General features: G+C 53.5%; 23 protein-coding genes and 1 pseudogene. 14 read left to right on the plus strand and 10 right to left on the minus strand.

What is annotated here, in order from left to right; all coding sequences use genetic code 11:
• Positions 1 to 17 precede the first annotated feature (17 nt).
• From BMW46_RS10470 to BMW46_RS10490, 5 genes are all read left to right on the plus strand, one after another.
• Entirely contained in the window at positions 18 to 2,810 is a 2,793-nt protein-coding gene (locus BMW46_RS10470) for a PD-(D/E)XK nuclease family protein (RefSeq protein ID WP_074708238.1), read from the plus strand.
• Entirely contained in the window at positions 2,807 to 6,409 is a 3,603-nt protein-coding gene (locus BMW46_RS10475) for a UvrD-helicase domain-containing protein (protein ID WP_074708240.1), read from the plus strand. Before BMW46_RS10470 ends, BMW46_RS10475 begins: the two co-directional genes overlap by 4 nt.
• Before the next feature lie 121 nt (positions 6,410 to 6,530).
• Positions 6,531 to 7,619, plus strand: coding sequence for a lytic murein transglycosylase B (gene mltB / locus BMW46_RS10480; RefSeq protein ID WP_074708243.1), 1,089 nt, complete (start codon positions 6,531 to 6,533; stop codon positions 7,617 to 7,619).
• Between the two features lie 173 nt (positions 7,620 to 7,792).
• Entirely contained in the window at positions 7,793 to 9,223 is a 1,431-nt protein-coding gene (locus BMW46_RS10485) for an ATP-binding protein (RefSeq protein WP_074708246.1), read from the plus strand.
• Between the two features lie 11 nt (positions 9,224 to 9,234).
• Entirely contained in the window at positions 9,235 to 9,888 is a 654-nt protein-coding gene (locus BMW46_RS10490) for a response regulator (protein WP_074708248.1), read from the plus strand.
• A 161-nt stretch (positions 9,889 to 10,049) separates the two neighbouring features.
• Here the strand turns inward: BMW46_RS10490 and BMW46_RS15600 are convergent, their stop codons facing one another.
• From BMW46_RS15600 to BMW46_RS15965, 3 genes and pseudogenes are all read right to left on the minus strand, one after another.
• Entirely contained in the window at positions 10,050 to 10,316 is a 267-nt protein-coding gene (locus BMW46_RS15600) for a hypothetical protein (protein ID WP_218141789.1), read from the minus strand.
• Positions 10,316 to 10,468, minus strand: a complete 153-nt coding sequence (locus BMW46_RS15820) for a hypothetical protein (RefSeq protein WP_256377039.1) — start codon at positions 10,466 to 10,468, stop codon at positions 10,316 to 10,318. Before BMW46_RS15820 ends, BMW46_RS15600 begins: the two co-directional genes overlap by 1 nt.
• Positions 10,469 to 10,485: 17 nt before the next feature.
• Positions 10,486 to 10,587 (minus strand): annotated as a pseudogene (locus tag BMW46_RS15965) (hypothetical protein); the annotation flags it as partial.
• A 626-nt stretch (positions 10,588 to 11,213) separates the two neighbouring features.
• Here BMW46_RS15965 and BMW46_RS10505 point away from each other — a divergent pair.
• From BMW46_RS10505 to BMW46_RS15605, 4 genes are all read left to right on the plus strand, one after another.
• The gene (locus tag BMW46_RS10505) at positions 11,214 to 11,531 is read left to right on the plus strand and encodes a DMT family transporter (RefSeq protein WP_074708251.1); all 318 of its coding nucleotides are present in this window, start codon (positions 11,214 to 11,216) and stop codon (positions 11,529 to 11,531) included.
• A gap of 534 nt (positions 11,532 to 12,065) precedes the next feature.
• A complete protein-coding gene (locus tag BMW46_RS15150; protein WP_143121452.1) occupies positions 12,066 to 12,275 on the plus strand; it encodes a hypothetical protein in 210 nt (69 codons plus the stop codon).
• A 265-nt stretch (positions 12,276 to 12,540) separates the two neighbouring features.
• Positions 12,541 to 12,744, plus strand: coding sequence for a S24/S26 family peptidase (locus tag BMW46_RS10515; protein ID WP_074708256.1), 204 nt, complete (start codon positions 12,541 to 12,543; stop codon positions 12,742 to 12,744).
• Complete coding sequence (locus tag BMW46_RS15605; RefSeq protein ID WP_218141791.1) at positions 12,732 to 12,920, plus strand: type II toxin-antitoxin system RelE/ParE family toxin; 189 nt, start codon at positions 12,732 to 12,734, stop codon at positions 12,918 to 12,920. The genes BMW46_RS10515 and BMW46_RS15605 overlap by 13 nt, the downstream gene beginning before the upstream one ends.
• 201 nt (positions 12,921 to 13,121) lie before the next feature.
• On the opposite strand, the gene BMW46_RS10525 is transcribed toward BMW46_RS15605, so the two are convergent.
• On the minus strand, positions 13,122 to 13,355 hold the full coding sequence (locus tag BMW46_RS10525) for a hypothetical protein (protein ID WP_143121453.1): 234 nt from the start codon (positions 13,353 to 13,355) through the stop codon (positions 13,122 to 13,124).
• A 108-nt stretch (positions 13,356 to 13,463) separates the two neighbouring features.
• Positions 13,464 to 14,225, minus strand: a complete 762-nt coding sequence (locus BMW46_RS10530) for a Kazal-type serine protease inhibitor domain protein (RefSeq protein WP_074708261.1) — start codon at positions 14,223 to 14,225, stop codon at positions 13,464 to 13,466.
• A gap of 1,262 nt (positions 14,226 to 15,487) precedes the next feature.
• On the opposite strand from BMW46_RS10530, the gene BMW46_RS10540 reads away from it, so the two are divergent.
• The gene (locus BMW46_RS10540) at positions 15,488 to 15,907 is read left to right on the plus strand and encodes a response regulator (RefSeq protein ID WP_074708266.1); all 420 of its coding nucleotides are present in this window, start codon (positions 15,488 to 15,490) and stop codon (positions 15,905 to 15,907) included.
• A 289-nt stretch (positions 15,908 to 16,196) separates the two neighbouring features.
• Here BMW46_RS10540 and BMW46_RS10545 read toward each other — a convergent pair whose 3' ends face one another.
• Positions 16,197 to 16,610: a hypothetical protein gene (locus BMW46_RS10545; protein ID WP_074708269.1), complete on the minus strand. Its 414-nt coding sequence runs from the start codon at positions 16,608 to 16,610 to the stop codon at positions 16,197 to 16,199.
• A gap of 571 nt (positions 16,611 to 17,181) precedes the next feature.
• Between BMW46_RS10545 and BMW46_RS10550 the strand changes: the two genes are divergently transcribed.
• Positions 17,182 to 17,640, plus strand: coding sequence for a hypothetical protein (locus BMW46_RS10550; protein ID WP_074708272.1), 459 nt, complete (start codon positions 17,182 to 17,184; stop codon positions 17,638 to 17,640).
• 317 nt (positions 17,641 to 17,957) lie between these two features.
• Here BMW46_RS10550 and BMW46_RS10555 read toward each other — a convergent pair whose 3' ends face one another.
• The 3 genes from BMW46_RS10555 to BMW46_RS10565 are packed head-to-tail and all read right to left on the minus strand — an operon-like array spanning position 17,958 to position 21,804.
• Entirely contained in the window at positions 17,958 to 19,031 is a 1,074-nt protein-coding gene (locus BMW46_RS10555; RefSeq protein ID WP_074708274.1) for an ABC transporter ATP-binding protein, read from the minus strand.
• A gap of 27 nt (positions 19,032 to 19,058) precedes the next feature.
• Positions 19,059 to 20,768, minus strand: a complete 1,710-nt coding sequence (locus BMW46_RS10560; protein WP_081355774.1) for an ABC transporter permease — start codon at positions 20,766 to 20,768, stop codon at positions 19,059 to 19,061.
• A gap of 22 nt (positions 20,769 to 20,790) precedes the next feature.
• Positions 20,791 to 21,804, minus strand: coding sequence for a Fe(3+) ABC transporter substrate-binding protein (locus BMW46_RS10565; RefSeq protein ID WP_218141792.1), 1,014 nt, complete (start codon positions 21,802 to 21,804; stop codon positions 20,791 to 20,793).
• Positions 21,805 to 22,250: 446 nt separating this feature from the next.
• Here BMW46_RS10565 and BMW46_RS10575 point away from each other — a divergent pair, with 446 nt between their 5' ends.
• The gene (locus BMW46_RS10575; protein WP_011380091.1) at positions 22,251 to 22,571 is read left to right on the plus strand and encodes a heavy metal-binding domain-containing protein; all 321 of its coding nucleotides are present in this window, start codon (positions 22,251 to 22,253) and stop codon (positions 22,569 to 22,571) included.
• Between the two features lie 55 nt (positions 22,572 to 22,626).
• On the opposite strand, the gene BMW46_RS10580 is transcribed toward BMW46_RS10575, so the two are convergent.
• Entirely contained in the window at positions 22,627 to 23,328 is a 702-nt protein-coding gene (locus BMW46_RS10580) for an SDR family oxidoreductase (protein ID WP_074708279.1), read from the minus strand.
• A gap of 245 nt (positions 23,329 to 23,573) precedes the next feature.
• Between BMW46_RS10580 and BMW46_RS10585 the strand changes: the two genes are divergently transcribed.
• Positions 23,574 to 24,398 (plus strand): SDR family NAD(P)-dependent oxidoreductase, encoded by an 825-nt coding sequence (locus BMW46_RS10585; protein WP_074708282.1) that lies wholly within the window; start codon positions 23,574 to 23,576, stop codon positions 24,396 to 24,398.
• A gap of 117 nt (positions 24,399 to 24,515) precedes the next feature.
• The gene (locus BMW46_RS10590; RefSeq protein ID WP_218141793.1) at positions 24,516 to 25,949 is read left to right on the plus strand and encodes a carotenoid oxygenase family protein; all 1,434 of its coding nucleotides are present in this window, start codon (positions 24,516 to 24,518) and stop codon (positions 25,947 to 25,949) included.
• Positions 25,950 to 25,968: the final 19 nt, after the last annotated feature.

Here is a 25,968-nt window from a genome sequence, read left to right on the forward strand (position 1 = left end):
CGGTAGTTTGCCGCGGCATGTCTGCCATTCCTCATTCTCTACAAATTCCTTTCCCCGAAGTTGTTGTAAATCGTATCGCCGGATTGAAAGCCGGCGATACGGTTGTGACTCCCAACAGGCGGCTCGCCATCACCCTCAGGCGCGAGTTCGATCGAATCCAGGCAGCGCAAGGAATTTCTGCTTGGGTTTCAGCCGACATTCTGCCAGTTTCCGCATTTATCGAGCGCATTTACGAAGATGCGCTTTATTCCATTCATGCATCTCATCTACCCCAGCTGCTTACATCTGCACAGGAGCAGTTCTTGTGGGAGGAGGTTGTCGTCCAATCGGCTGCTCCCGTCTTGCTCTCGGTGGCAGAAACCGCACGGTTGGCCCGGGAGGCGTGGATGCTTGCCCATGAGTGGCAGTTGATCCCCCGGCTCGGGAAATTCGTGTTGAACGAGGATTGCAGAGCATTCAGCGCCTGGTCGCACCGCTATGAAAATGTCACCCGCAAGGCTCGCCAGATCGACCGTGCACGTCTTTGCACGCTTGTAACCGGGTTGTGTGGTTCCTCTGGTATCGCGATACCGCAACGTCTGATTTGTTATGGTTTCGACAGCGTGACGCCCCAGTGGGCTGCGCTGCTGGCAAAGCTTGAGGAAGCGGGTTGCGAGGTCGATGAGGTGAGAGGAACCGGTCCGTCCGCGCAGCGGTTCGAAATGCCATACTCCGCAAACCGGGCTGTGCACCGGGTGGAATGTGACGTCAGCAATGACGAGATTTATCATGCCGCGGTGTGGGCGCGGGCCCGAATCGAGAGGGATAGCGCCGCTCGCGTCGGCATAGTGGTTCCGCCGCTTTCGGAGTATCGGAGTAGTCTCGTACGAATCTTCAGCTCCGTGATGGATCCGGATGTCCGTCAAGCCCTTCCCGGCGCACAACGGCACATGCCATTCAACATATCCCTGGGTGTTGCGCTGAGTTCGTACCCGCTGGTACATGCTGCATTCCTTGTGCTTGAGCTCATCCAGGGAGAAATCGAGTTCGAGCGTGCAAGCCTCTTGTTACGATCTCCCTTCCTGGCGGGGGCGGAGACCGAAATGCTTCCTCGCGCGCGGCTTGATGCAAAATTGCGCAAGCATGCCGAGCCTGTGATCACACTCGAACGCCTGCTTGTACTGGTAAAGCGTGAAAACAATGCGAATTGTCCAATCCTGGTGAAGCTGTTGTGGGCCTGCGAAAAGTTCCGCAGAAAAATGTCGACAGACGTGCAGCGTCCTTCCGCGCTGGCAAGAGCAATTTCCGATATCCTGCGGCTCGTCGGATTTCCAGGTGAAAGAACTCCTGACTCTTCAGAGTATCAGACGCTCAAAAAATGGCAGGACGTCCTCGCGGGTTTAGCCCTTCTTGATAACGTTACCACCGGCATGAGCTATCGCCAGGCTATCTCGCATCTGCGCGGGATGGCTGCCGATACCTTGTTTCAGCCAGAGACGCCGGACGTTCCCATCCAGATACTCGGCGTCTTTGAAGCTGGTGGGATGATGTTCGATCATCTCTGGGTGATGGGATTGTCGGATGAGGCCTGGCCGTTGCAACCACGCCCGAATCCGTTCCTGCCGATCGAGCTGCAGCGCGCCGAAAGGCTGCCCCTGGGCTCGCCGGCAGCCACTCTCGAACTTGCGTCCCGTTTTACGGATGGATGGCTGGCTGCATCGAAGGAAGTTGTTCTGAGTCACGCCCGCCATATCGGAAGCAGCGATACGCGTGAGCTGGCGCCAAGTCCGTTGATCGCACATATTGCTGCCAGCGATATCAGGCTTTTCGGCCTGCTTCCGGATTATGTGAAACATCGCGATCTGATCCATCGGGGACGCCGACTTGAGGGAATAAAGGATGAACCGGCGCCCGGGATAGTCTCTGGCAAAGGAGGAGAGGGCAGAGCTCGCGGCGGGGTGGCGGTGATAAAAGACCAAGCCGCCTGTCCATTCCGCGCGTTGGCGCTACATCGTTTGCATGCGGAAGGCTTGAAGACGCCTCATCCTGGACTTGATGCGGGAGAGCGCGGCACGCTGGTTCACGAGATGCTTGCCCAGGTATGGAGTCAGATCAAGAATAAGAGCGCACTCGACGCTTTGGCTGAGGACGAGTTGAGAACGCTACTGACCAGTGCCGCGGGGGAAGTCATTGCACGCATGAGCGCGAGGCATTCACATACTTTGTCAGAACGTCTTGCCCGGATCGAGCAGCGGCGGCTGGCAAGATTGGCCCGAGAATGGCTCGAAGAAGAGAGGAAGCGAAGCGATTTCACTGTAGTTTCCACCGAGGCCAGAAAGAGCATCGAAATCGCTGGACTCGCATTGAACACCCGGTTGGATCGCGTGGATGAACTCGCCGATGGTCGCCGGATTGTCATCGACTACAAAACACGGGCGCCTTCCGTGAACGCGATGCTGGGGGAGCGCCCGGACGAGCCTCAACTGCCGCTCTATCTTGTGGCCGCTGAGGTGGACGCTGCCGCCATTGCCTTTGCGCAAGTCAGGGCCGGGGAAATGCGGTACACAGCGCTTGCCCGCGACAACGATCTTTTACCCGACGTAAAGGGGTTCGCGGAATCACGCCACATCGATCGATATGGCTCGTGGGAAGCGCTCGTCGCAGCGTGGTTTGAGGCTCTTGTAAGCGTCGTTACCGATTTTTCCAGCGGTCATTCGCAAGTCGACCCCAAGAAATATCCACAGACCTGCCGCACATGCGATGTTCAGCCCTTATGCCGAATTTACGAGCGCGTAGCCACGGATTTCACCGCGCAAGGGGAGGAAGAATGAGTAATGTGCTTCCGCTGCGGCAGAATGCATCGAGTGTTCCGCCGGATGAGGCGGAACGGCGCCAAGCGCTCGATCCTGCCTGCTCATTCATTGTGCAGGCCCCGGCCGGCTCCGGTAAAACCGGACTTCTGATTCAACGCTACCTCAAACTGCTGGCTTGCGTCGAAGAACCGGAGGAGGTGGTGGCGATTACATTCACGCGCAAGGCTGCTGCCGAGATGCGCCAGAGGCTGGTGGCCGCGCTGGCCTCCGCCCAAAAAGCGGCTCCCTCATCCGGAGCCCAGGAAGCCGAACAGGAAAGCGAACATGAAAAAACGACGCGAACACTGGCTTATGCGGTGCTGCGACGGGATGCGGAGGCGTGCTGGCGCCTTGCTGACCATCCTGCTCGGCTACGCATTCAAACATTCGATTCGCTGTGCGCATCCCTTACCCGGCAGATGCCAGTGCTCTCCGGATTCGGAGGGCAGCCGGAAACGGTGGATGACGCCTCCGATCTATATCTCGAGGCAGCGCGCGCCACCCTTGCTCTGCTCGATGGCGACGATGCGGTTGCCGACGATGTCGAGTGTTTGCTGGAGCACCTCGATAATGATATCGGACGTATAGAAAAACTGCTTGTAGAAATACTGGCCCTTCGGGACCACTGGTTGCGGCACCTTCATGTCAGAGAGCGGTACGAGTTGGAAGCGGCATTAAGGAATGCGCGCCGGCAGGCATTACGGCGCTTGCGGGCATTATGGGCATCCCATCCTCCTGTCGCACAGGCTGAACTGCTCGCGTTGGCGAGATATGCGGGCAGCAATCTGGCCAATGGCGCGAGCCTGTTGGTTGAATACGAGCGCCTCAGTGCGCTCGACACCCTGCCTGGTTGTGAGGAGCAGGATGTTTTCTGCTGGTGTGCCATTTCGGAACTGCTCCTCACGAAAGGAGGAGATTGGCGCAAGCAGCATACCGTCAGGGAAGGTTTTCCACCCGCTGCACCTGGTATCAAAGCCGAAAAAGAAATTGCAAAGTCCTGGAAAGACCGGGCGCTACGATTGATTTCCCAGTTGGCCGCAAATGATGAGGGTTCGCTTCGCCAGTCGCTGCACGATATTCGCCTGCTGCCACCGCCTGCGTACACCGAGGGGCAGTGGAAAATACTCGGTTCGATCACCCGGCTGCTACCCTATGCTGTTGCGCAGCTCAAGCTCGTATTTCAGCTGCATGACAAGGTGGATTTTACCGAAGTGGCGCAGGCAGCATTGCGCGCCCTGGGTGACTCCGAGGCGCCGACAGATCTTGCACTCGCACTCGATTATCGCATTCGGCATTTATTGATAGATGAGTTTCAGGATACTTCGATCAGCCAGTATGATCTGATTACAAAACTGACGACAGGATGGGAGCCGGGCGACGGACGCAGCATGTTCGTGGTGGGCGACCCGATGCAGTCCATCTATCGCTTCCGCCAGGCTGAAGTCGGGCTGTTTCTGCGTGCTCGCGCTACCGGATTTGGGAATGTGACACTCAGTCCAGTTTCACTCTCCGCCAATTTCCGGTCACAGCGCGGTATCGTGGACTGGGTTAATGCGACGTTCGCAAGTGTCATGCCGCAGCGCGAGAATATTTCAACGGGTTCAGTACGCTACTCACCCTCCGTTGCCGTGCGCCCCGCCTTGCCAGATCCTGCTGTTAGTGTGCACCCATTCTTCAACGATGATCATGGGGCCGAGGGAGCGAAAGTGGTGGAGATTGTCGCGCGGGCGCAGCGTGATGAGAATTGCTCCACCACTGCCATTCTGGTTCGAAATCGCAGTCATCTGGCGGAAATCCTGCCTCGGCTCAAAAAAGCCGGGCTACGTTTCCGCGCGATCGAAATCGAAGGACTGAGCCGGCAGCCCGTAGTGCAGGATCTATTGGTCCTCACGCGCGCGCTGATGCACCCGGCGGACCGATTGGCATGGTTTGCGCTGCTGAGAGCTCCATGGTGCGGGCTTACGCTTGCAGACCTCCATGCTCTTGTGTCGGCTGCTCCCGGTCAATCTGATGAGGCGGGCGACCCCGACACCGCGCAAGTGGGAGAGGAAAACGCCGGGGCCGGTCCCGCCACCGCGTGGGAGTGGCTTCAGGATGAAAATCGTATCGCCTCTGTTTCGGCTGACGGCTATGAACGGCTGCTGCGGGTGCGCCATGTATTGAAGGCGTGCATGGCCAATCGGGATCGGCAATCCCTGCGGGCAACGGTTGAAGCTACCTGGCTGGCGCTGGGCGGCCCGGCGTGCCTCGAAGATGAGACAGGACTGGAAGACGCTTCAGCCTACCTTGATTATCTTGAATCGCATGAGGAAGCGGGAAGCATTCGCAGTCTCGCGGCATTGGAGGAAGGATTGACAGGTCTTTCCGCCTTGCCCGACGCGAAAGCGGACGATACCCTGCAAATCATGACCATCCACAAGGCCAAGGGACTGGAGTTCGACTGCGTGATTGTACCCGGGCTTGGCCGCTTGTCGCGCAGCGATGACAAGAAGCTGTTCATGTGGATGGAGCATTTGCGCGACGAATGGCCGGAAACGGAAGAGGAAGAGAAAGAGGAAAGCAGCGGGAAGAATGATCTGTTGCTTGCACCCATCCAGGAAACAGGTTCCGGGAGTGATCCAATCTATTCGTGGATTGTAAAGCTCGATGACGAGAAGGAATGCCTGGAGGATGGACGGTTGCTCTACGTAGCTGCAACACGTGCCAGAAAGCGTCTGCATCTTCTTGGCAGTACTGGCGTTATTAGCGGCAATGAAGGCAGGGTTGAACTTAAACCTCCACCGGCCAGGACTTTGTTGAGCAAAATCTGGCCTGCGGTCGAATCCTTTTATATGGAGGCTGCAGCAAAAGCAGTTTTTTCAGACCCCCCGTCATGCGGCGACAATAAAGAGCAGGAGCCGAGAGACAAACCCGTGATCGACCAGTCGCTTCGCCGTCTGGTATCCGGCTGGGAACTCCCGCCCGCCCCGCGCGCCCTACAGTGGAAGGCAGACCGGTCTCCTTTGCCCATCTGGAGGGAAGTCGAGTATTCCTGGGCTGGCGAGACAGCCCGGCTTGTCGGCAATATAGTCCACAAATGGCTGCAACGCATTGCCGAGGACGGGCTGGCTGACTGGAACGCCGCTCGAATCACGGAACTGCGGAATATTTTCCGGCGCCAGTTGATTGCATGCGGGGCGATCAGCACGGGTAAGGATGATTCTGATGATGCCGTAAAAAGAGTGATGGCAGCGCTCACTCATGCAGTGAGCGAGCCGCGCGGACGCTGGCTACTGGGACCGCAGCAGGAGGCGCGCAGCGAGTTGCGCATGACCGGCAACATGGCGGGCCAATACATGGATTTCGTGATAGACCGTACTTTTCGCGATGCGGCGGGTCAGCGATGGGTCGTTGACTACAAGACAAGCAGCCATGAAGGCGCTGATGTGGGGGGATTTCTCGATCGCGAGCAGGAGCGCTATCGCGATCAGCTGGATCGTTACGCTGCACTCATGCAGGCAGCGGAAGGACAGTCGGTAAGGCGAGGACTTTATTTTCCCTTGCTCAAGGGATGGCGGGAGTGGGGTGACGAGACTTGAAGGATGAAAAATAGAATCGTACATTTATTTGCCGAGGTACTCTTGATACGTCCCGAACTATTGGCTATCCCGACAACCCCGGTAGGGGTAAACCATTGGATTTTTATATGCAGGTGAATTTATGCGCTTTCTGATATATGCATTCGGTTTTTTTGCACTGACGGGATGTGTGGCAACCACGGTAGCTCCTCCGGCTGCTGAGCCGCGCCCGGAGATCGAAGGAAGAATCGAAAGGAAGGTTGAAGAAGGAATCGAAAGACAGGTTGAAGGGAAGATCGAAGAGGAGACAAAGGAGGAAGCAAAAGAGGGAGTCAAAAATTTCATCGGCGAAATGGTCGAAAGACACGGCTTTGTCCAGGCTGAACTGGAGGACATTCTTGGGCAGGCACAGTATCAGGGGGGAATCATCAAAGCGATTTCACAGCCTGCTACCGCAAAGCCGTGGTATGCATACCGGCCCGTCTTCGTCACGCCGAAGCGTATTGCCGCGGGTGTAGCCTTCTGGAACACAAATGCCCCGGAACTGGAGCGTGCCCGCAGGGACTTCGGGATTCCCGAGGAGATCATCGCAGCTGTAATCGGTGTCGAAACTTTTTACGGGACGCAAAACGGCAGGCACCGCATACTCGACGCCCTGACTACGCTTGCATTCAACTATCCCCGTCGCGCGGCCTTCTTTCGCGGAGAGTTGGAGCAATATCTCCTGATGGGACGGGACCAGCAGGCTGACCTCCTGAATATCAGGGGTTCTTACGCAGGGGCAATCGGCATCCCGCAATTCATGCCGAGCAGTTACCGGCGGTATGCGGTGGATTTCAATAATGACGGCAAGATCGATTTATCCGGCAGCGCAGCGGATGCAATCGGGAGCGTCGCCAATTACCTGAAGAGCTATGGATGGGAAGCAGGCCAGCTGATAGTGGTCCCCGCAATGGTGAATGGCGAAGATTACAGGGAAGTTTTATATTCTGGATACCCCCCGCGCTACACCGTGGCGGAGATTGGACAATGGGGTGTGACGCCCCGCTGGCATGCGCCGGCTGGCCGGCTGGCGACACTACTTGAACTGGAAGCGAAGAATGGAAAGGAGCACTGGCTGGCTTTTAATAATTTCCATGTCATTACCCGCTACAATCGCAGCGTAAATTATGCAATGTCAGTGTTGCAGCTGGCAGAAGAGATTCGGGCAGCGAGAGCCTCGAATTTATAGCGGTGAGAAACTCTCGTGCGATTTCTTTTTTTATGTTTTGTAAAGCATTCTGCTTTTCCCAATATCCTTTGCCTGAAGACCGTACAGAAGAATAAACTGAGCGAAATATGCAAATTCATGCCATGGAACGGCCGAGGTGAGAGACTGAATTGATCGAACTATGAAAGCCTTCAATGATCAGCCAGGATAAAAGGCACCTCAGCTCCGCCCACCCCCTTACGGATGAGCATGCTGACGCAAGTCAGGCGCTCCGTGAGCGTCTGAAAGAAATCACCTGTCTCTACGAAATTCGCCGTGGTATGGGGCCGGAATTATCGGTGGAGAACGTTTGCCGGCAGATTTTTCAGCACCTGATACCCGCGATGCAATTTCCGGAAATTGCTACCGCCATGATCGAGCTCGACGGCAGGCGCTTCACTTCCGAGACTCACGACGAAGGTCCTACGCACGAGCTGCAATCGACGATTAACGTCAACACCCATCCCTGTGGCCAGTTACGGGTCTTCTATCCGGGAGATAAACCCTTCCTGGTGCCGGAAGAACAGCGGCTCATCGACGCGGTCGCGACTGATCTGGGAAGGTGGTTTGAGCGCAAACAGATCGACGAGGCGTTGCGCGAGCGTCTGAAAGAAATCACTTGTCTCTACGAGATTCGCCATGGCATGGGGGTGGAATTATCGGTGGACAATGTCTGCCAGCAGATTTTCGAGCATCTGATACCCGCCATGCAATTTCCGGAAATTGCTACCGCCATGATCGAACTCGACGGCAGGCGCTTCACTTCCAAGAATCACGGTCAGGGTCTTACGCACGAGCTGAAATCGAAGATTAGCGCCAACAGCCATTCCTGCGGCCAGTTGCGTGTCTTCTATCCCGAAGACAAACCCTTCCTGGTGCCGGAAGAACAGCGGCTCATCGACGCGGTTGCGACTGATCTGGGGAGGTGGTTTGAGCGCAAGCATCTCGAGCAAACCCTGGTTTCCATAACGGAAGAACACCAGCGTTCGATCGGCCAGGATTTACACGACAATCTCGGCCAACAGATTGCGGCGATTGGTTATCAGGCCAAGGCGCTGCAGAAAAAAATATCCTCATTGGGGAGTATGGATGCGGCAACGGTCGCTGCTTCCATCGCGACTCAAGCGCAGGTCGCTGTGATGCAATGCAAGCAGCTTGCGCAGGGACTGCTCCCATTTGAACTGGAGACCAACGGCTTGGTGGCCGCACTGCGGGCATTTGCATCGAGAATCGCAATCACTTATAAGATTACTTGTGATTTTATATGCAAAAATGAGGTCCTTATCAAGGATAAGGATCTTGCACTTAATATTTACCGGATTGCCCAAGAGGCTACCAATAACGCAATACGCCATGGCAGCGCACAACATGTGACTATTTCGCTGGGTTCCGAGGAAGAAATGCTCCGTCTGTCGATACGCGATGATGGCGGCGGCTTTGGCGGCTTTAACACAAAACACGGAGCGACCTCAGGAATGGGTATTAAAATCATGCAATATCGCGCCCGCCAGCTTGGCGCCACACTGAAATTCGTGTCACATCCCGAAGGTGGAGTGGAAGTACGGCTCGAAATGCGAATGATGTAGGAGTTTCCGGTATGCCAGCTTCGAAAGCACAGGTAATGCTGGTGGACGACCATGCCATGTTGCGGCACGGCATGGCGATGCTTATCAATCTCGAGCCAGATATGGAGGTATTTGCAGAAGCCGGCGACGGCGACGAAGCGCTGGCCACACTTAAAGCGGGACATCATGCCGATATCGTTTTAATGGATGTGTCTCTCAAGACTCTCTCCGGTTTTGAGGTCATAAAAAGCATACACACCCTGCTCCCCGCATTACCCGTACTCGTCGTCTCCATGCACGATGAAGGCGTGTATGCGGAACGCGCTTTGCGGGCCGGGGCGCGCGGCTACGTGATGAAGCAGGAGCCGGGTGAAGTGCTGGTAACCGCTATCCACGAGGTATTAAAGGGAAATATTTATTTGAGCAAGCCAATGCATGCCAAGCTGTTGAATCGGGTCGCAGGCGGAAACTCGGAGCCTGAGCCTTTGATTAACAGTCTGACCCCCAGTGAGTTTGAGGTACTGCATTTGATTGGATCCGGACATAGCAGTCAGGAAATTGCCAAATTGCTTAGCCGCAGTATTAAAACTATCGAAACGCACCGCTTCAACATTCGTACCAAATTGAACTTGAAAGACGGCGCCGATTTGATACGTTATGCCACCCACTGGAGCGAAGCACAATAGCATATCTCCTGGAGGATGTATGAGGACTGTACAAAAACCATCATCTTGACCGAGCAGGACGATTGGATCAAGACACAGATTAAAGGGGGCATTACATCGACGACAGCCGTAACATTCTCCTGATGAAGATGGCGCGTTCCCTGGTCTTGAGTTCCCAACCATTACAATTTGAAGCTTATGCTTTTTCCTTGCTCACGCGGAGTGATCCAGTACCTGGTGCCCCGTGGGATTTTCGGAAAAAAGGCAGGACAAATAGTTTTCAGGCTGGCAATCAACTGCCGCGGCGTGCCCAAAAGTCGGCCGGCGAAACAATAGGATACTGCTCGCAAGGCTAGCAGATCCTTATCACCCGTAATGAGGTAGCGTGCCTGAGCAGCTTTTAAGATAGCCAGCACCAGCTGGTCGGCGGGATCACGCAACGCTGGCATCAGCGATGCTTTCGTTCTTCTGCAACTAGAGTATCAATCTCGGTCAAACCTTCTTCCTCGGGCACATCCCTGTACCTCTCAGCCAGATAGTTGCTGAGTTCATCGAAGCGATCGTACATGCGGCGGATGCGGGCAAACAGTTCTGCATCCACCGGAGCGCCACCGGCTTGCCATCCTTGCTGATGACGATGCTGTCATTACGATATTGAACCTGTTTGAGCATTTCTCCCAGATTCTGCCGGAAGTTCACGGCATTGACTTCAGTGATCATTCATCAGCCTCTTATAGTAATAATCAATATGGTCATTATGGTCATGAGTGTGCCTGATGTGTAGGATCAACATACCACTGAGATAAAAAGCACATTTTTTACCATGCGAAAATTCTTTCTGTGCCCATTTAAATCAACGTTTTTATGAAGAGAATTCAGCTCTCCTCTGGTCTATCCTTAAAGAGAGCGGTTCGGTTCGTATTAGGAGCTAGTCCGCTACCATTTCCCGCCAGAAGGCACAATGGGCCGACCAATAATAGGAGGATAAATTGATACGAAAACTTGTCTTTACTGCTCTTGCTGTGTGGGTTGCACGCCGGATTTCCCACAGTGGTCCAAGGGGGCGTCGTCGTTGAGGGATCGCTTGGCGGGATACCTTCGGTTTAACGAGACCGCTCCTTGCTTCGAGCATGATTTGCGCCACTGACCGCGTTGTATTGGCTGGTGGTGGCAGCGGCAACCCGGCCTACTTGCATGGTGGGTTGGTTGGAGCACGTCTTCTTCCTCATTAGACTCGTTGGCCTGACCAATTGGACGATGGCGTACTGACCTATTGCCGGGCTGCTCATCACGAGGCACCCGATAAATTTCCCTTGACCAATAATCGTTCAGATAGGAAAAGGAAAATGAGTTGGGTATACCTCGTTCTCGCCGGCCTGCTCGAGATTGGGTGGCCAGTCGGCCTGAAGATGGCGCAAGAGCCGGGGACGCGCTGGACCGGAATCACCGTGGCGGTTGTATTCATGTCCGTCAGCGGTTTCTTGCTGTGGCTTGCGCAGCGTCATATCCCAATTGGAACAGCCTATGCCGTCTGGACGGGTATCGGAGCTGCAGGAACGTTCCTCGTTGGCGTGCTGCACTATGGCGACCCAGCTTCCTTTGCCAGATACATGGGTGTAGTGCTGATTATCGCGGGTGTCGTGACACTCAAGCTGGCGCATTAGACCTGCAATTCAACCCAGTAGATTCACAGCAGATTCACGCCAGTACTGCTCAACCGCTGCCAGGATGCTATCACACATCTCACATACCGATGCACGCACCCAACCTCCGAAAGGCCGCGAGAGAGCCGAGCTTCATTATCCTAAATTAGGACCGTGGTAATTCCCCATATGACAATTCCAGTAACCAATATGGCAACAGTAGTAAGGATAATAGTCTGCTTCACTAAATAAATTTTCCTTTAGGTGAAGTGAGCGTGAGGCAGCGGGTCGATAGCCTCAGACGGGCGCGATCAGACTACCTTTACAGGACGGTTATTACGATTGTGCTAACGGATGATATGACGGAGAGGTGGGAAACTTCCTTGATCTCTTGCAGGAGTCTGTTTGCCGACTCATTTAGGGCAGCAGGCTTTGAGGTGCTGCATTTTCGCAAATGCGAAAAATATAATCAAGCTCATCCGGAAAACCTTGTTACTTCTGATGTGCCTCCTGCCTCTAATACTTGTTCTTACTGCGTCAGTACTTTTAAGCAAGTTGGCTTGTCTAGTCTACCAGGACATCAACCAGCTCAAGTTGAAAGACGGACGTGACATGATCCAGTGCGCGGGCGACATGATCATTTACGTTGCGGGATTCCCGGCGATCTATGGGTGCCAGTCGCTCTACTTCCAGGATGCCATCTTCCAGAAGCGGGCGGAAGTGCCGGCGCCCCTGGCAAGCGACCGGTTGGGAAGAGTATCTTGAAGAGATCAGTGGCAGTTTCCGTCTGAATGAAGCGTGGACTTCTAATGGTTGTGTTCGGCCTGAGTGCCCTGAGCCTCGTCTGCTGTCTTGCAGGGCTTAAGATCAATACGACGAAGAGCATTCCGTCGGAATTTACCGGCTGACGGATGTGCCGGTAGGGAAGGGAGAGTACATGATTTTCTGTCTACCGTAGATAGCCCTGTTCGATGAGGCGCGCAGCCGCGGATATATTGGCCCGGGTTTTTGCCCGGGGGGCTACGGGTACATGATGAAGCGCGTGCTGGGTGTCGAAGGCGATGTGATGTCATCCGGTGATGAGGGGATTGCCGTCAAGGGCAAGTTGCTGCCGGCAAGCGTGCCAAAGGAATTGGATTGCGCAGGCAGAGCGTTGCCCCGCTATGAGGTGGACGCCTGGCTGGCCCAGCTCGAAGGAGGTCAGGACATTGAGCCGCCAGAATGCCACCTCTGATCTGGTCGCCTCAGGCGCTGCAGGACGTGCAGCGCCTGTATCGCTTCCTCCCTAACAAGAACGCTGCTGCTGCCAAGCGAACCGTCAAGGCGATCTGCGAAAGCGTGAAAGTGCTTGCGCACCAGCCGGGTATCGGTCGCCGGGGCGAGGATATAAAGCCAGAGTATCGAGAGTAGATCATCGACTTCTAGGATAGCGGCTATATAGCCTTGTATCGCTATGACGATGGAACTGCAGTGATTCTGACCATGCGCCACCAGAAAGAGGTTGGCTACTAATGGACTTTGGGAGGGAGTAAGCATCAGTTGCAATACCCCTGCATCAATTTACCCAGATCTCTCCGAAGGCGATAATCTCCCGCCCTCTTGCTGCAGCCTTCAAGCACGCTCAAAACTTCCTTCCAGCCAGAGCGTCATTACTTGGTCGGCAAGCTCGTCCAGATCCCAGTATGACAAATCCACGTTAGCCATATTTTCAAGCAAGATACCGTCTTTCCTTGGATCGTCTGGTGAGGGCGCTACTCTGGCCGTGATACCGGATTGATGCACGGCGACTCGGGAAATCATCTCAAGCGTCCAGAGTGAACGCCAGTTCTCGTTATCCCAGTTCATGATGTCTGCTCCGATCCCTGGCCAGGAACGCGGGAGCGTTCCCGGCATTATCAACAACAGATGTACGTCGGCTAAACAATAGCAAGTACAGAGTGCTATTTCGGACATTTACTTCACGCAAATGCCGCTACAGTCAGCCCCGCCTCTTGCCGGGTCGCAATCATCGGAAGGATCATCCACACACTTCTTGCCTTCAGGGCATGGAAATCCGGCAATACCGCCGCACATTTGCCGGGGTTCTTTTCCCCCGTAGGCAGAGATTCCCTTGGGGGGATATTCGACTCGTTTGCCTCCTCCCGTCCTGGTCGGCTCCGCGGTACCAATTTTGACCGTTTCGCGGACCTGGCGCGATTCTATCGCTTCAACATCGATCGATTCGACTTCCCCATCTGTATGACGAGCGGTATAAACTCCGACGACGTCCAGAGGCACTGGGCTTTTCACAACCAGGAAGCCCTCCAGGAACGCAAAATCAACGCATACGCCATCAATTGGACAAAAATAGCCTGCAATGTCAAAGCAATTTATTCCCACCGCTCCGTCGGGCTGAAGCTCAGCCTCCTTGAATGGTGTCACATCAAACCGCCCCGGTTCCGAGCCAAACTGTCTCGCCAGCGCAACCTTGGCGGCGACACTGATTTTCTTGTCACTCGGGTTATGAATGTTGACAGCTGTACGATAAGTCCCTTGTGCCAGCATCCCGTCCTGGTGCGGGCGCAGCAGCGAGCACACTACCTTCGCGGAATACTGATATTCGGTCTTGATCATCTTTGAAGGTTTAACGGGCTCTGCTCGGGACAGGGGACTCATGAACAAACCACCTAATCCCACCAACACGGACAAGACACCGATCATCCGCAACTGTTTCATGATAAAGCCTCCTTTTTGTTGGGCTTGTACAATCGATTGCGGCGACCCATGAAATGTTTTCGTCATAGCGAGAGTCAGCATGACTTCATAGATGATTCGCCGATCGCACTCGGGGCAAACAGGAGCAAACCACTCAATTTAGTCATAGCAGCGTTTCCTTCATAGTCAAGCGAATTAGCTTCTGCTCCTGAAGAGCATCGCCTTAGTTCGCCAACGCACAGATGGACGTAGTCGTTCAGTTATGATGTTCCCGAAAATTTCCGTCATGGAGGCGATCAACATGACTGTGCCTGGATTCACTGCGGAGGTTGCTTTATATGGGTCTGGCAGCCACTACCGTGCATTTGGAGCTGTGCAGCAAATTACAGAAGTTCAGCTAGCGCAGCTAAGGGGCGCTCCCCGAACGTCTGCGCGTAGACCGGAAATTTCGGTTGCCGATTTTCCCTTCCAGACTGCGTGGCTTGAGTGCTTCTGTTCCACAACAGAAGGTTGGTGTTCTTGCTTGCCAAGGCGGGAGGTTATTACTGCCTGAGTCAATCAGGGCAATGTCCCGTCGGTTTTATATCCGTCACCTCTTCATTGCCGGTGGAGAAAGCCACCGAAAAATTCTTGCAGAAAGAAATGGAAGAAAAGGAGTTGCAGCTGGCATTAGTGCCTTTACATAGACTCTTTATTATCTGATTCCATCGCGCACTGCTGATCTCCTTGTTAGCGGCTGAGCTATAGATGCCGTATCATACGCCTTGCATATCCGGTGATCGCCTGTGGAAGAGGAATCAGGCTTTTAGATGCTTTCGCTTAGGGAAGCGGTGAAAATCACTGGAAAACTGACTCCGGAGTCAGGAGGGGCTTAAGGAACCGTAAAAGCATGGAAGTGCGAAGGCAATCGTAAAGGACGCGGCTGACAAGCTTTGACTCCGCTTTCCGTTTTCCAGTATTCCCTCTCGCTCAAACCCGCTTCGGCGGGTTTTGTTTATTGACACCCGCTTTTAAGCCCTATCGAGGCAAAGAACATTCTTTATCGGAAGCGCACAATCGGTCTTGAACATCCTTCCCAAGACCCACCCTTCTTATCTCTTATCGTTAACATTCTTAATTAAGAACTGATATTTCTATAAAAAGTCCTCGGGAAAGGGAGGGCAGAATAGAGTGTGATATCGCACGATGGGCGCAATTAGCCCGTGATACTGTCTGCTTTGATCGTCAACCAATGCCTTCTGGCACTGCCAAGGGCAAATTATCAAATCCAAGGTAGGCTACGGATGCAGACAGAAGATTTGGCGCTTCTTTCCGGACTCAAGGTCTTGATCGTGGATGACGAAGCAGGAGCCTTGGACGTCACGAAACGCATGTTGTCTTTCTATCAAGCCCAGGTCATCGTTTGCCTCAGTGCGGACGAGGGATTGAAGCAGCTGCAAGCGCACAGGCTGGATGTGATCGTTAGTGACATCATCATGCCCCACATCGATGGCTACCAGTTCATTCAGGCTGTGCGTAATTTTCCGTCAGAGAAAGGCAGGGATATTCCTGCGGTTGCGCTCTCTGTACTAAGTGAGGGAGAGGCGCAAGTCAAGGCGATCAATGCAGGTTTCCAGAAGTATCTTTGCAAACCTGTCCGGATCGCCGCGCTGATTGAAACGGTTGCAGATGTGGCAGGCATTAATCCCAATAATGCCCATTAATGAGCTTCCGAGACCGGAGCTTCCGAGACCGGTGGGTATTTCTATAGAGAAGAAGGGATAACTGCCTTCATTGATGAAACAAGCTATACCACTATTGACTTGGTTGCTGGATGCGAACGCGTGGGTGGTTGCCAGTTGCGGAAGTGAAGAATTTGCCGCGTGAGCACTTTCGTCCTCTGTATGCGGAATCGTGATCGTCAATACCGGGTTGAGCCAACTCCCGGCAAAATCGACGTTCCAGGTGAGTTACTGAAAACCGGGCTTATCCTATATCCTGGCTGCGGTTCACTCACATTGCCGGGCTTTGGCGGTCGGACGCAGCATGATTTTCATCGAGTTTCGATGCCATTTGACGATGCAAGGCGGCTTCTTTCATGTCGACCGCGACGGTCTCCTCGTGACGACGTATTAATGCTGCAGTATGCGATTGCAGATCCTGAGCTTGCCTGCCATAAAGATAGCTTTTATTCTTATACTGTTCCAGCAATTCCTTTTCTTCCTTCACTTTTGCCTGCATTTGCATAGCAGCATTTTCATAATATTTCGCTACGGCCTCATGATCGCTCGGGGTCGTGGCTTTCTGGACAGCCGCACGAATCTCAGGAGTGTCAATGGGCTCGGCTGCAATCGCCAAGGAACTCATCGATCCCAGTAGGACTGCCATCGATAACACTGCGAAGATATTTCCTAGTTTTGTTTTCATGATAGTAATGAACCCAAACAGGATGAAAGTAGCCTTATCCTATCTCAGTCAATACTATTAAGTATATTGGGGAAACTCTGGTTTTATACTAAGGGAAACCCTTAGAGTGGCAAGATGGAAGGGTATGGCGCACGCCTAACTCTGGAGCAGCGCGAACGCTATTGTGGTCCCGATGGATTAGAGGTTCAGGACAGAGAGCAATTCGAAATCTTCATCAATTGCAAGAACTTGAGAAATAGCCATGGACGAGATACGGATCGAGCATTCATCCAATGTCAAAGCTCCCCCTCCCAATCCCTGTCTTGGCTCCTCTTCAGTTTCATTTATGGTTCTTAACTTCAAAGAGCATGATAGGCAGATTGGCTGTAGTTGAAATGATCCTACCAAGTAATCATGCAGGCATTGACTGGGCGTCTTATGTCAGGTGGTCAGGACGCTTTCCGGACTTCCGCCATATAAAACTTGCATAAGGGTTTCCCTTAGTAAAAAACCAGGGTTTCCCCAATATACTCAATAGTATGGACTGAGTTAGGATGAAGCTGCTTTCATTCTATTTGGGTTCATTACTATCATGAAAACAAAATCAGAAACAGCTGTTGCGATCTTGTCCGCGATTGCTCTATTGGCTTCCTGCGCGCAAATGAGTCCTCTCGAAGCGCAGAATGAGGATATTCACAAGGCTGTAAAGAATGCGAGAACCTATACCGACCACGATAATCTGGCGAAGCAATATCGAAATGCCGCAAAAGAAATGCTGATAAAGGCAGAGGATCAAAAGAAACTCCTCCGGCATTACGAAGAAAAAAGCTATCTTTATGGTAGACAGGCGCAAGATAAGCAATCGTATACTTCAGCTTTATTGCATAAATACGAGCGAGCCGCGGAGGAAACTTTAAAGCAGGCTGCCTTTCATCAGAGAATGGCATCGGAACTTGCTCACGGCGATTATTCCACCTCAGCGGAAACACCGCCGGAGCGAAACTACGAGAATAATGCTGGGATCGGGTCAGACTCCAAAGACCAGATCTGAAGTTCCAGCAACGCCCTGAAGGCGCGTGGATATGCACCCGTTTTTCAACGCGCAGCGGATAGGATATGACAGCTAACCGGGGATGGGGGACTGCTTGAATGGAGGGTTGCTTGTATAGGGCGCCAGCATTCCAGAATGTAATGCATAGCAGGGTGCCATCCCGCAGCGACATTTGCCTTCCTGCCGCCAGACTCCTGGCGGCTTTTGCCTTGCGCGCCCGCCAGAAATAATATTGGTATCGAGGACCTACATCAGGTCAAAATCCCTCGACCAGGAAAGGTGTTACCGATGTCCGCCGGTCGGGAACAGGACTTTGGTCATGGTACAGACTGACTGAAGGCCACAACATGCTCCGCTTCCAGCCTGATTCCTATTTTTTCCCCTATCGCATGATTATGATGGCTTGGAACGAGCGACAGGGCGGTACTGCCGCCAGGCAGTTGCAGCGTATACAGGATGTCGGCGCCCCGGAATGCTTTTTGCATAACCTTGGCTTGTACGGGACTGGCGTCATCATGCACGATATCATCCGGGCGGATCAGCACATCTACCACGTTTCCCTCCTGGCATAGCTGGCAGTCCGGAGCGCATTGATGCGGGATATCCCCGGCCAGCGTGCCCAGTTCGATTTCCACCTGCTGTCGGTCGAGCATTTTTCCGGGAAGGAAGACGCCTTCTCCAATGAAATTGGCAACGAATCGATTGGCGGGTTTGTGGTAGAGATTATAGGCCGTATCCCACTGCTGGATTTCACCGTGGTGCATGACGCCAATCTCGTCTGCAATGGCAAACGCTTCATCCTGATCGTGCGTTACCAGAATAGCCGTGGCATTCTGGCTTTTGAGGATATCGCGGACTTCCAGGCTCAAGCGACCGCGCAGACTGACGTCCAGATTCGAGAAGGGTTCGTCCAGCAGTAGCAATTCCGGACGGGGCGCCAAAGCGCGCGCCAGCGCTACCCGCTGCTGCTGCCCTCCCGAGAGCTGGTGGGGGTATTTTTTTGCGGAATCAGCAAGGCCTACGGTTTGAAGCATCTCGTCGATGCGTGCAGAACGTTCGCCTTTTTGCATGCTATGCAGGCCAAAGCCGATATTGTCCGTGACGGACAGATGGGGAAATAGCGCATAGTCCTGAAATACCATTCCGATATGACGTCTTTCAGGCGGAATCATGACGCTAGTGCTGCTGATCACGGCGCCATTGAGCAGGATTTCCCCCGCAGAAACAGGCTCAAAACCGGCAATGCATCTCAGCACCGTAGTCTTGCCGCAACCGCTCGGGCCCAGCAGGCATCCGATGGCCCCTTTCTCGAGGGTGAAGGACAGGTCGTTCACCACCCTTTGCTGCCCATAGGCATGGCGGATATAACTTAGCTCAAGCAGTGTTCCCATGACGCAATCCGACCTATTTTTTGCAAACTATTTTTCGCTTTGCCGCATGAAAAATATCAGTGGTAGCAGGCCTGCCAGCACCAGCGCCACCGCAGGCAGGGCGGCCTGCTCCCATTCGCCTTCGGAAGTCATCTCGAAAATTCTTACCGCCAGGGTATCCCATCCAAAAGGCCGGGTCATCAGCGTGATGGGCATTTCTTTCATGACATCCACGAACACCAGGGTTGCGGCGGTAAATATTCCACTCCTCAGCATCGGCAAATGGATGCGGCGCAACATCGACCATCCACTCAAGCCGAGACCCATGGCAGCCTCATCGATGCTGCTGGTGATACGCTGCATGGCGCTGTCTATAGGGCTGTAGCTCACCGCGAGAAAGCGGGTCATATAGGCGATCAGCATGGTGGCAAGCGTGCCCTGAATAAGCAGTCCGGTTTCCATATGAAATAACTGCATGGCCATTTCGCTCAACTGGTTGTCGAGCCAGGCTATCGGGATGAAAATTCCCACTGCCAGAACAGTCCCGGGCAAGGCATAGCCAAGGGTGGAAATGCGCACTGCTGCACGTGTGGCGCGGCTGGGATGGCGGCGCGCAGCATAGACCATAAGCAGCGCAACCGAGCAGGTGAGCAGGACTGCAAAACCGGACAACAGGAGCGAATGCCAGAGGAATTCCAGATATCTCTGGTCAAAATCACGTGCAAAAACGTGCGTTGTCCATACAGCGAGTTGCGCGACCGGCAGCAGGAATGCAAGAAACAGCGTGGCCGAGGCAAAACCTGTGACTCCCCACTTTTGCCAGCCAGAAAGCGTGATGAGGTGAGCCCTCGCACTCTGCCGGATTTCCGCGTAGCGCATCTGGGAGCGGAACTGTTGTTCAAGGATGATCATGGCAAAGACGATCACAATAAGCAGTGACGCGAGTTGAGAGGCTGCGGGGAGGGAAAACATGGCAAACCAGGCTTTATAAATGGCAGTAGTGAAGGTATCGTAATTGAAGACCGCTACCGTGCCGAAGTCCGCCAGGGTTTCCATCAAAGCCAGCATGGCGCCGCCAGCGATCCACGGCCGCGCCATGGGAAGCGCTACTTTGAAAAAACCTTGTGTACGGCCGAGTCCCAGCGATTGCGCTGCTTCCAGCGAGCGTTTACCTTGGGTGAGGAAGGCATTGCGAGCCAGCAGATAGACATAGGGATAAAATGCCAGAATCATGACGATGATGACACCCGTCCTGCTGCGCACATTTGGAAACCAGAAGAGGTCAGGGCCGAACCACTCGCGCAGCGCGGTCTGGACGGGACCGATATAGTCGAAGAGGCCCAGTGCGACGAATGCGGTCACGTACGCGGGCATGGCAAACGGCAGCAACAGCGCCCACGAAAAGAATCGCCGTCCGGGAAATTCGCATACGGCGGTAAACCACGCCAGGCTCACGCCCAACAGCGTTACGCCGACAAGTACGCCCAAGGCAAGCCAGAATGTATTGACCAACAGGTCAGGCAGGATGGTTTCTGCCAAGTGCTGCCAGACTTCGCCAGTGGGGGTAAAAAGCGAAGAAACGACTGTGCCGACAGGTATCAGCACGAGCGCGGCGACCAGAAGGGGTATCAGGCGCCAGCCATGGGAAGCGTGATGGTTCGAGGTGGGAAAGCTGAAAAACCCCTTTCTTGTGCCTTGACTATCCGTCGTCTCCGTTCCCGTCCCCGCCTCCATCCCATTCGGCGCTTCTACCTCCACCCGACCATCACCCGGTTATATCTTACTTGTAGCCGGCGCGATCCATCAGTTTTACCGCTTCCGCTTGCAGTTCTCCAGCTTTGTTCACATTTATCGTATTCTGTTTGAAACTGCCCCACGCGGCTACGGCAGGATCGGTTTTGACTTTGGAGTTCACCGGATACTCCATGTTTACGTCGGCAAACAGATTCTGCGCTTTTTCCGAGGATAGAAATTCGATCAGCTTGATCGCCGCTTGAGGGTGATGCGCATATTTTGTCACGCCTGCACCCGAAATATTTACATGGACGCCGCTGTTGTCCTGGTTCGGCCAGAAAATCGCAAGCGGTAGTTTCGGGTTCTTTTTCATCAGACGCCCGTAATAATAAGTATTGACAATAGTGACGTCACATTTCCCTGCAGCAACGTATTCCATAGCCTTGGTGTCATCCGAAAGAGGATCGGTTGCAAGATTGGCAACCCAGCCCTTTACAATCTGCTCGGTTTTCGGTTCTCCATGCTCGGCAATCATCATTGCCACCAGCGACTGGTTGTATACTTTCTTGGAAGTGCGTACGCACAGGCGGTTCTTCCACTTGGGATCTGCCAGCGCTTCATAGGTTGAAAGGTCGGAGGGTTTTACCTTGTTGGTGTTGTAAACGATGGTACGGGCGCGTATCGATAAGCCGAACCATCGGTTCAAAGGATCCTGGAGATGAGCGGGAACATTCGTTTCGAGTATTTCTGACTCCACCGGACGCAACAGTCCCTCCCGCGCCGCCTCCCACAAGTTGCCGGCATCGGTGGTGAGCAGTACGTCAGCCGGAGTGTTTTTGCCTTCTGCCTTGAGGCGCGCGAGCAAGGGGCCTTCCTTATCGGTGACGAATTTGACAACAATGCCGCTATCCTTGGTGAAGGCATCGAACATCGGCTTGATGAGTTGCTCTATGCGTGCCGAATAGACGACCACTTCCTCCGCCCCGGATGCATCTGCGGTAAATAGCGTGACACAGCATATCATTGCGGTAAGATAACGATTGAGGCGCGCACTGGACATTTGATTTACTCCGGATATGAAGGCAGAAAGGCTAATATTATAAATGATAATAATTATCAGCAAAGCGGCACGTTAATATATCATGGATGAACCAGAACAAGTTCTTCCGTATCAGCGCTTGCAGCAGCTCCTTGCGATACCGGAGAGGCAGCGTACCGAAGCTCAATGGGATGAGATCAACGAACTCGAAATCGCGCTTACGCCGGTAAACCGGGCCAGCACGCCGGATCGGAATGTCCGCCGTAAAGGTGCCGTACCTCCAGAACAACCCAGGTCCCGGGATGGTACGCCAGGACCAGGGAGAAGGCCCCTGAAGAAACTTCGCAAGCGGCCCCCCAAAGCAGGCGGATCATGAGCGGTATCTCCCGTTGGGGATGGAGATTCGCTACCGGTGCGATGGAAGCGTCCTGACCTTTAACAGTTCCCTAATTCTAAGCGGGAGAAATATGCAACTTACTACAACACCGGGCATCGATGGGAAGCGTATTACCCGATATTGCGGGGTGGTGGCGGGCGAAGCAGTTCTGGGCGCCAATATATTCAAGGACCTCTTTGCGGGAATCCGCGATCTGGTGGGCGGACGTTCCGGAACCTATGAGAAAGAGTTGCAGCGCGCGCGGGACATCGCGCTCGAAGAACTGCAGCAGCGTGCGCACGACCTTGGAGCGAATGCAGTAGTGGGCATCGATATCGATTACGAGGTACTGGGAAAAGAAAATGGCATGCTCATGGTTTCCGCAAGCGGCACGGCTGTAATCGTCGAATAACCGGAGCGCGGGAGCTTATTGCGGCCAGACCAGTAATCAATCCGGCAGGAGTCCTCTACCACGGCACCGGCTTCCCGTCGTACTCAATGAACCTGCCGGAATCCTTAAGGGTGAGGCGATCGATCACCTGTCGCATGCCGGATACGCTTTGAGCAGACGAGATCAAGGCATTGGCTCCCCCCATGTCTGTTTTCACCCATCCCGGATGCAGTACCACCGCAATTACTCCCGCCTGTTTCAGGTCAATCGAAAGCGATTTGACCACCATGTTCACCGCCGCCTTACTGGACCGGTACATATAGCTTCCCCCGCCATCATTGTCCTCGATACTGCCCATTTTACTGCTGATGGTCACAATCTTTTTTTGACTGCTCCGGGCGATCTGTGATGCAAATGTCTGCGCCATCTTGAGTGTCGCCATGGTATTGACCAGAAACGTGCGCATCCAGGCTTCGTAATCCTCGCTCCTGAATATTCCCGAACGATGCGCCTCTGCGTAGATGCCGGCATTGTTGAGAAGCAGATCGATGGATTCGCCGGAAAGAGACCGCCCCAGCTCGTCGATTTGCCGGTGATCGGCAACATCAAGCGCATGTACCTTCATCCGCTCCGGATGCTGGTTTGCCAACATTTGAAGTTCTCCTGCTTTCTCAGGATGGCGCGCGCAGGCAAGAACACGCCAGCCTTCCGCTGCGTATTGACGTGCGAATTCAAGTCCAATCCCGCGGTTTGCGCCTGTGATCAGTGCAGTTTTCATAATCTTCTCCTCATGGGGATATACGGATCAGGTATTCGGGAGAAACGAACTCGTGGCGTGACAGGGTACTATAAAGAAGTATCGGAGGATGAATTTCACTGCATGATAAGCCAGTATTGCGGTTCCCGGCAGAGAAATTGGGAACCTGTCCCGGTAACAAAACTAGGAATTGCCCGGCAAGCCATGTTCCTGACTCATTATGTATAGAAAGCCCAAGGAATGGCAACTCTAAAAGGAAGAAACATATGGCCGACAAGATCGCGTTGGTAACCGGTGCTTCCAGTGGTATCGGCAGGGCAACAGCAGAACTTTTTGCCCAGAACGGATATTATGTATTTGCTCTCGCCCGGCGCATGCACAGGCTGGAACAGATACGCTCCAGCCATATCGAGCCCATCTGCCTAGATGTGACCGATGATGCAACTGTCCGCCAGGTGGTAGCCCACATCATATCGACCCACGGGCGAATCGATGTGCTGGTGAATAACGCCGGGATCTGTCAGCCGGGCGCCGTCGAATGTGTTCCGCTCGAAACCGCTCATCGGCAGCTCGAGGTCAATCTTTTTGGCTATGCGAGATTCATGCAAGCGGTGCTTCCGCACATGCGGGAGCAGCGATCGGGGTGTATCGTCAATATTGTCTCCGCGCTGAGCAGGATTTCAGTTCCCGGTTTCGGTTGGTATTCGGCCTCGAAGTATGCCATCGAAGCGTTGACTGACGCGGTGCGGGGGGAGGTGATGGAGTTTGGCATCAATGTCGTGCTGATCGCCCCCGGATTGATAAAGACCGAGTTTGTGCCAAATCAGTTGAGGGCACTGGAGAGAATCCCGCACTCCACAGCCTATGAAAGACTTCTTGCGGGCGTACATAATCTGGTGGCGGGAGAACCCGAAGCGCCGGGTCCGGAAATCATCGCAAAGGCAGTATTGAGCGCGGTGAAGGTATCCAGACCTCCCGTTCGTCATGCGCTGCCTCTCGATTCCAAAATGTCGGTTATGGCAAGATGGCTGCTTGGGGGACGCCTCTTCGCCTGGGTGATTCGGCTCCGGATGAAATTTTCCCGGGGATAAGCTATCAATCGAAATGACTACCCATCTACGAGCCAGGGTTCTGTCATCGATTCGGGACTCCGCCCAGCCGATTTTCATGAACATTCGCTCTCTGCTTTTGCAACAACGGGGGGTCGAATGAAAGGAGATGCTAAAATGACATGCGATTATAAGAAAGGGTTTGCAGATCAAACAAAAGAAATCACTGTTTCTTCGCTAGAGGTAGAGGGCGTTATTCCCGACTGGCTATCCGGCACGCTCGTGCGTAACGGTCCTGCCCGTTTCCGTTTGGAAGGCAAGACACTTAACCACTGGTTCGATGGCCTGGCAATGCTGCATAAGTTCGATATTGCCAATGGCCACATCAGCTACGCGAATAGGTTCCTCGACACCCCCGCTCTTCGAGCGGCTAAAGACGGAAAAATGAAATATGGAGAATTTGCCACTGATCCCTGCCGCTCCTTGTTCAAGCGTATTACTCAAGTCTTTACAGGGTCAACATCCGGCGCCAATGCTAATGTGTCTATCGGAAAGATTGCCAAAGAATTTGTAGCTCAAACAGAAACTCCGCTACCCGTTGCTTTCGACGTAGATACCCTCAAGACTATAGGTATTGTCAGTTACAGCGACGGGCTGAAGGGGAATTTGACAACTGCTCACCCGCATCAGGATCAAGGTGATCAATTTAACTACCTGCTCAGCTTTGGTCACAAATCTACATACAATGTCTACAGGTTGTCTGATGGCAGCAAAAAGCGCCAACTGATAGGCAGCTACAGCACAGGCAGACCATCGTATATGCATAGTTTTGGACTCAGCCAGCAATATTTAATTTTGATGGAATTTCCGTTGGTGGTGAATCCAATAAGCATGTTGGTAAGAGGTAAGCCATTTATAGCAAACTACACATGGAAACCTGAGCGCGGCACGCGCTTCTCGCTCGTTGATCGCCAGACGGGGGAAGTCAGATATGCGCACACTGACGAAGCCTGGTTCGGCTTTCACCATGTCAATGCATTTGATAATAACGACCATAGCAAAATAGACCTCGACATTATTGTGTATCCCGATGCGGACGTAGTGCAATACTTCTACCTGAACTCATTACTCAACAAGCGGAACCAGGAGGCATACCCTAAAAACGAATTAAGGCGATTTACTATCGACGTGCCCGCCGGCACCGTTAGTTCCCGAAGGTTGGTTGACCATTCAGCCGAACTGCCGCGCATAAATTATGAGCAATGCAACCGCAAAACGTACCGATATGTTTACGCGAATGGTATTGCAAGACAGGGGGAATCGGCTTTTCTTGATACTGTCGTTAAATTTGATCTGACAGGCGACGTCAAGGAGTGGCGGCAGGACGGTCAATATCCTGGCGAGTCCGTATTTGTGGCACGGCCAGACGCTCGATCCGAGGACGACGGCATATTGCTGACGGTGGTCCTGGATTCTACTGCGAACAATTCGTATCTGCTGCTGCTCGATGCGCGGGATTTGTCGGAAATTGCTCGTGCAAGTGTTCCCCAGCACGTGCCATTTGGTTTCCACGGGGCGTATATTCGTTCGTAATCACGATCAGAACTCCCGT

This window comes from Nitrosospira multiformis, from assembly GCF_900111585.1.
Taxonomy (GTDB): Bacteria; Pseudomonadota; Gammaproteobacteria; order Burkholderiales; family Nitrosomonadaceae; genus Nitrosospira; species Nitrosospira multiformis_B.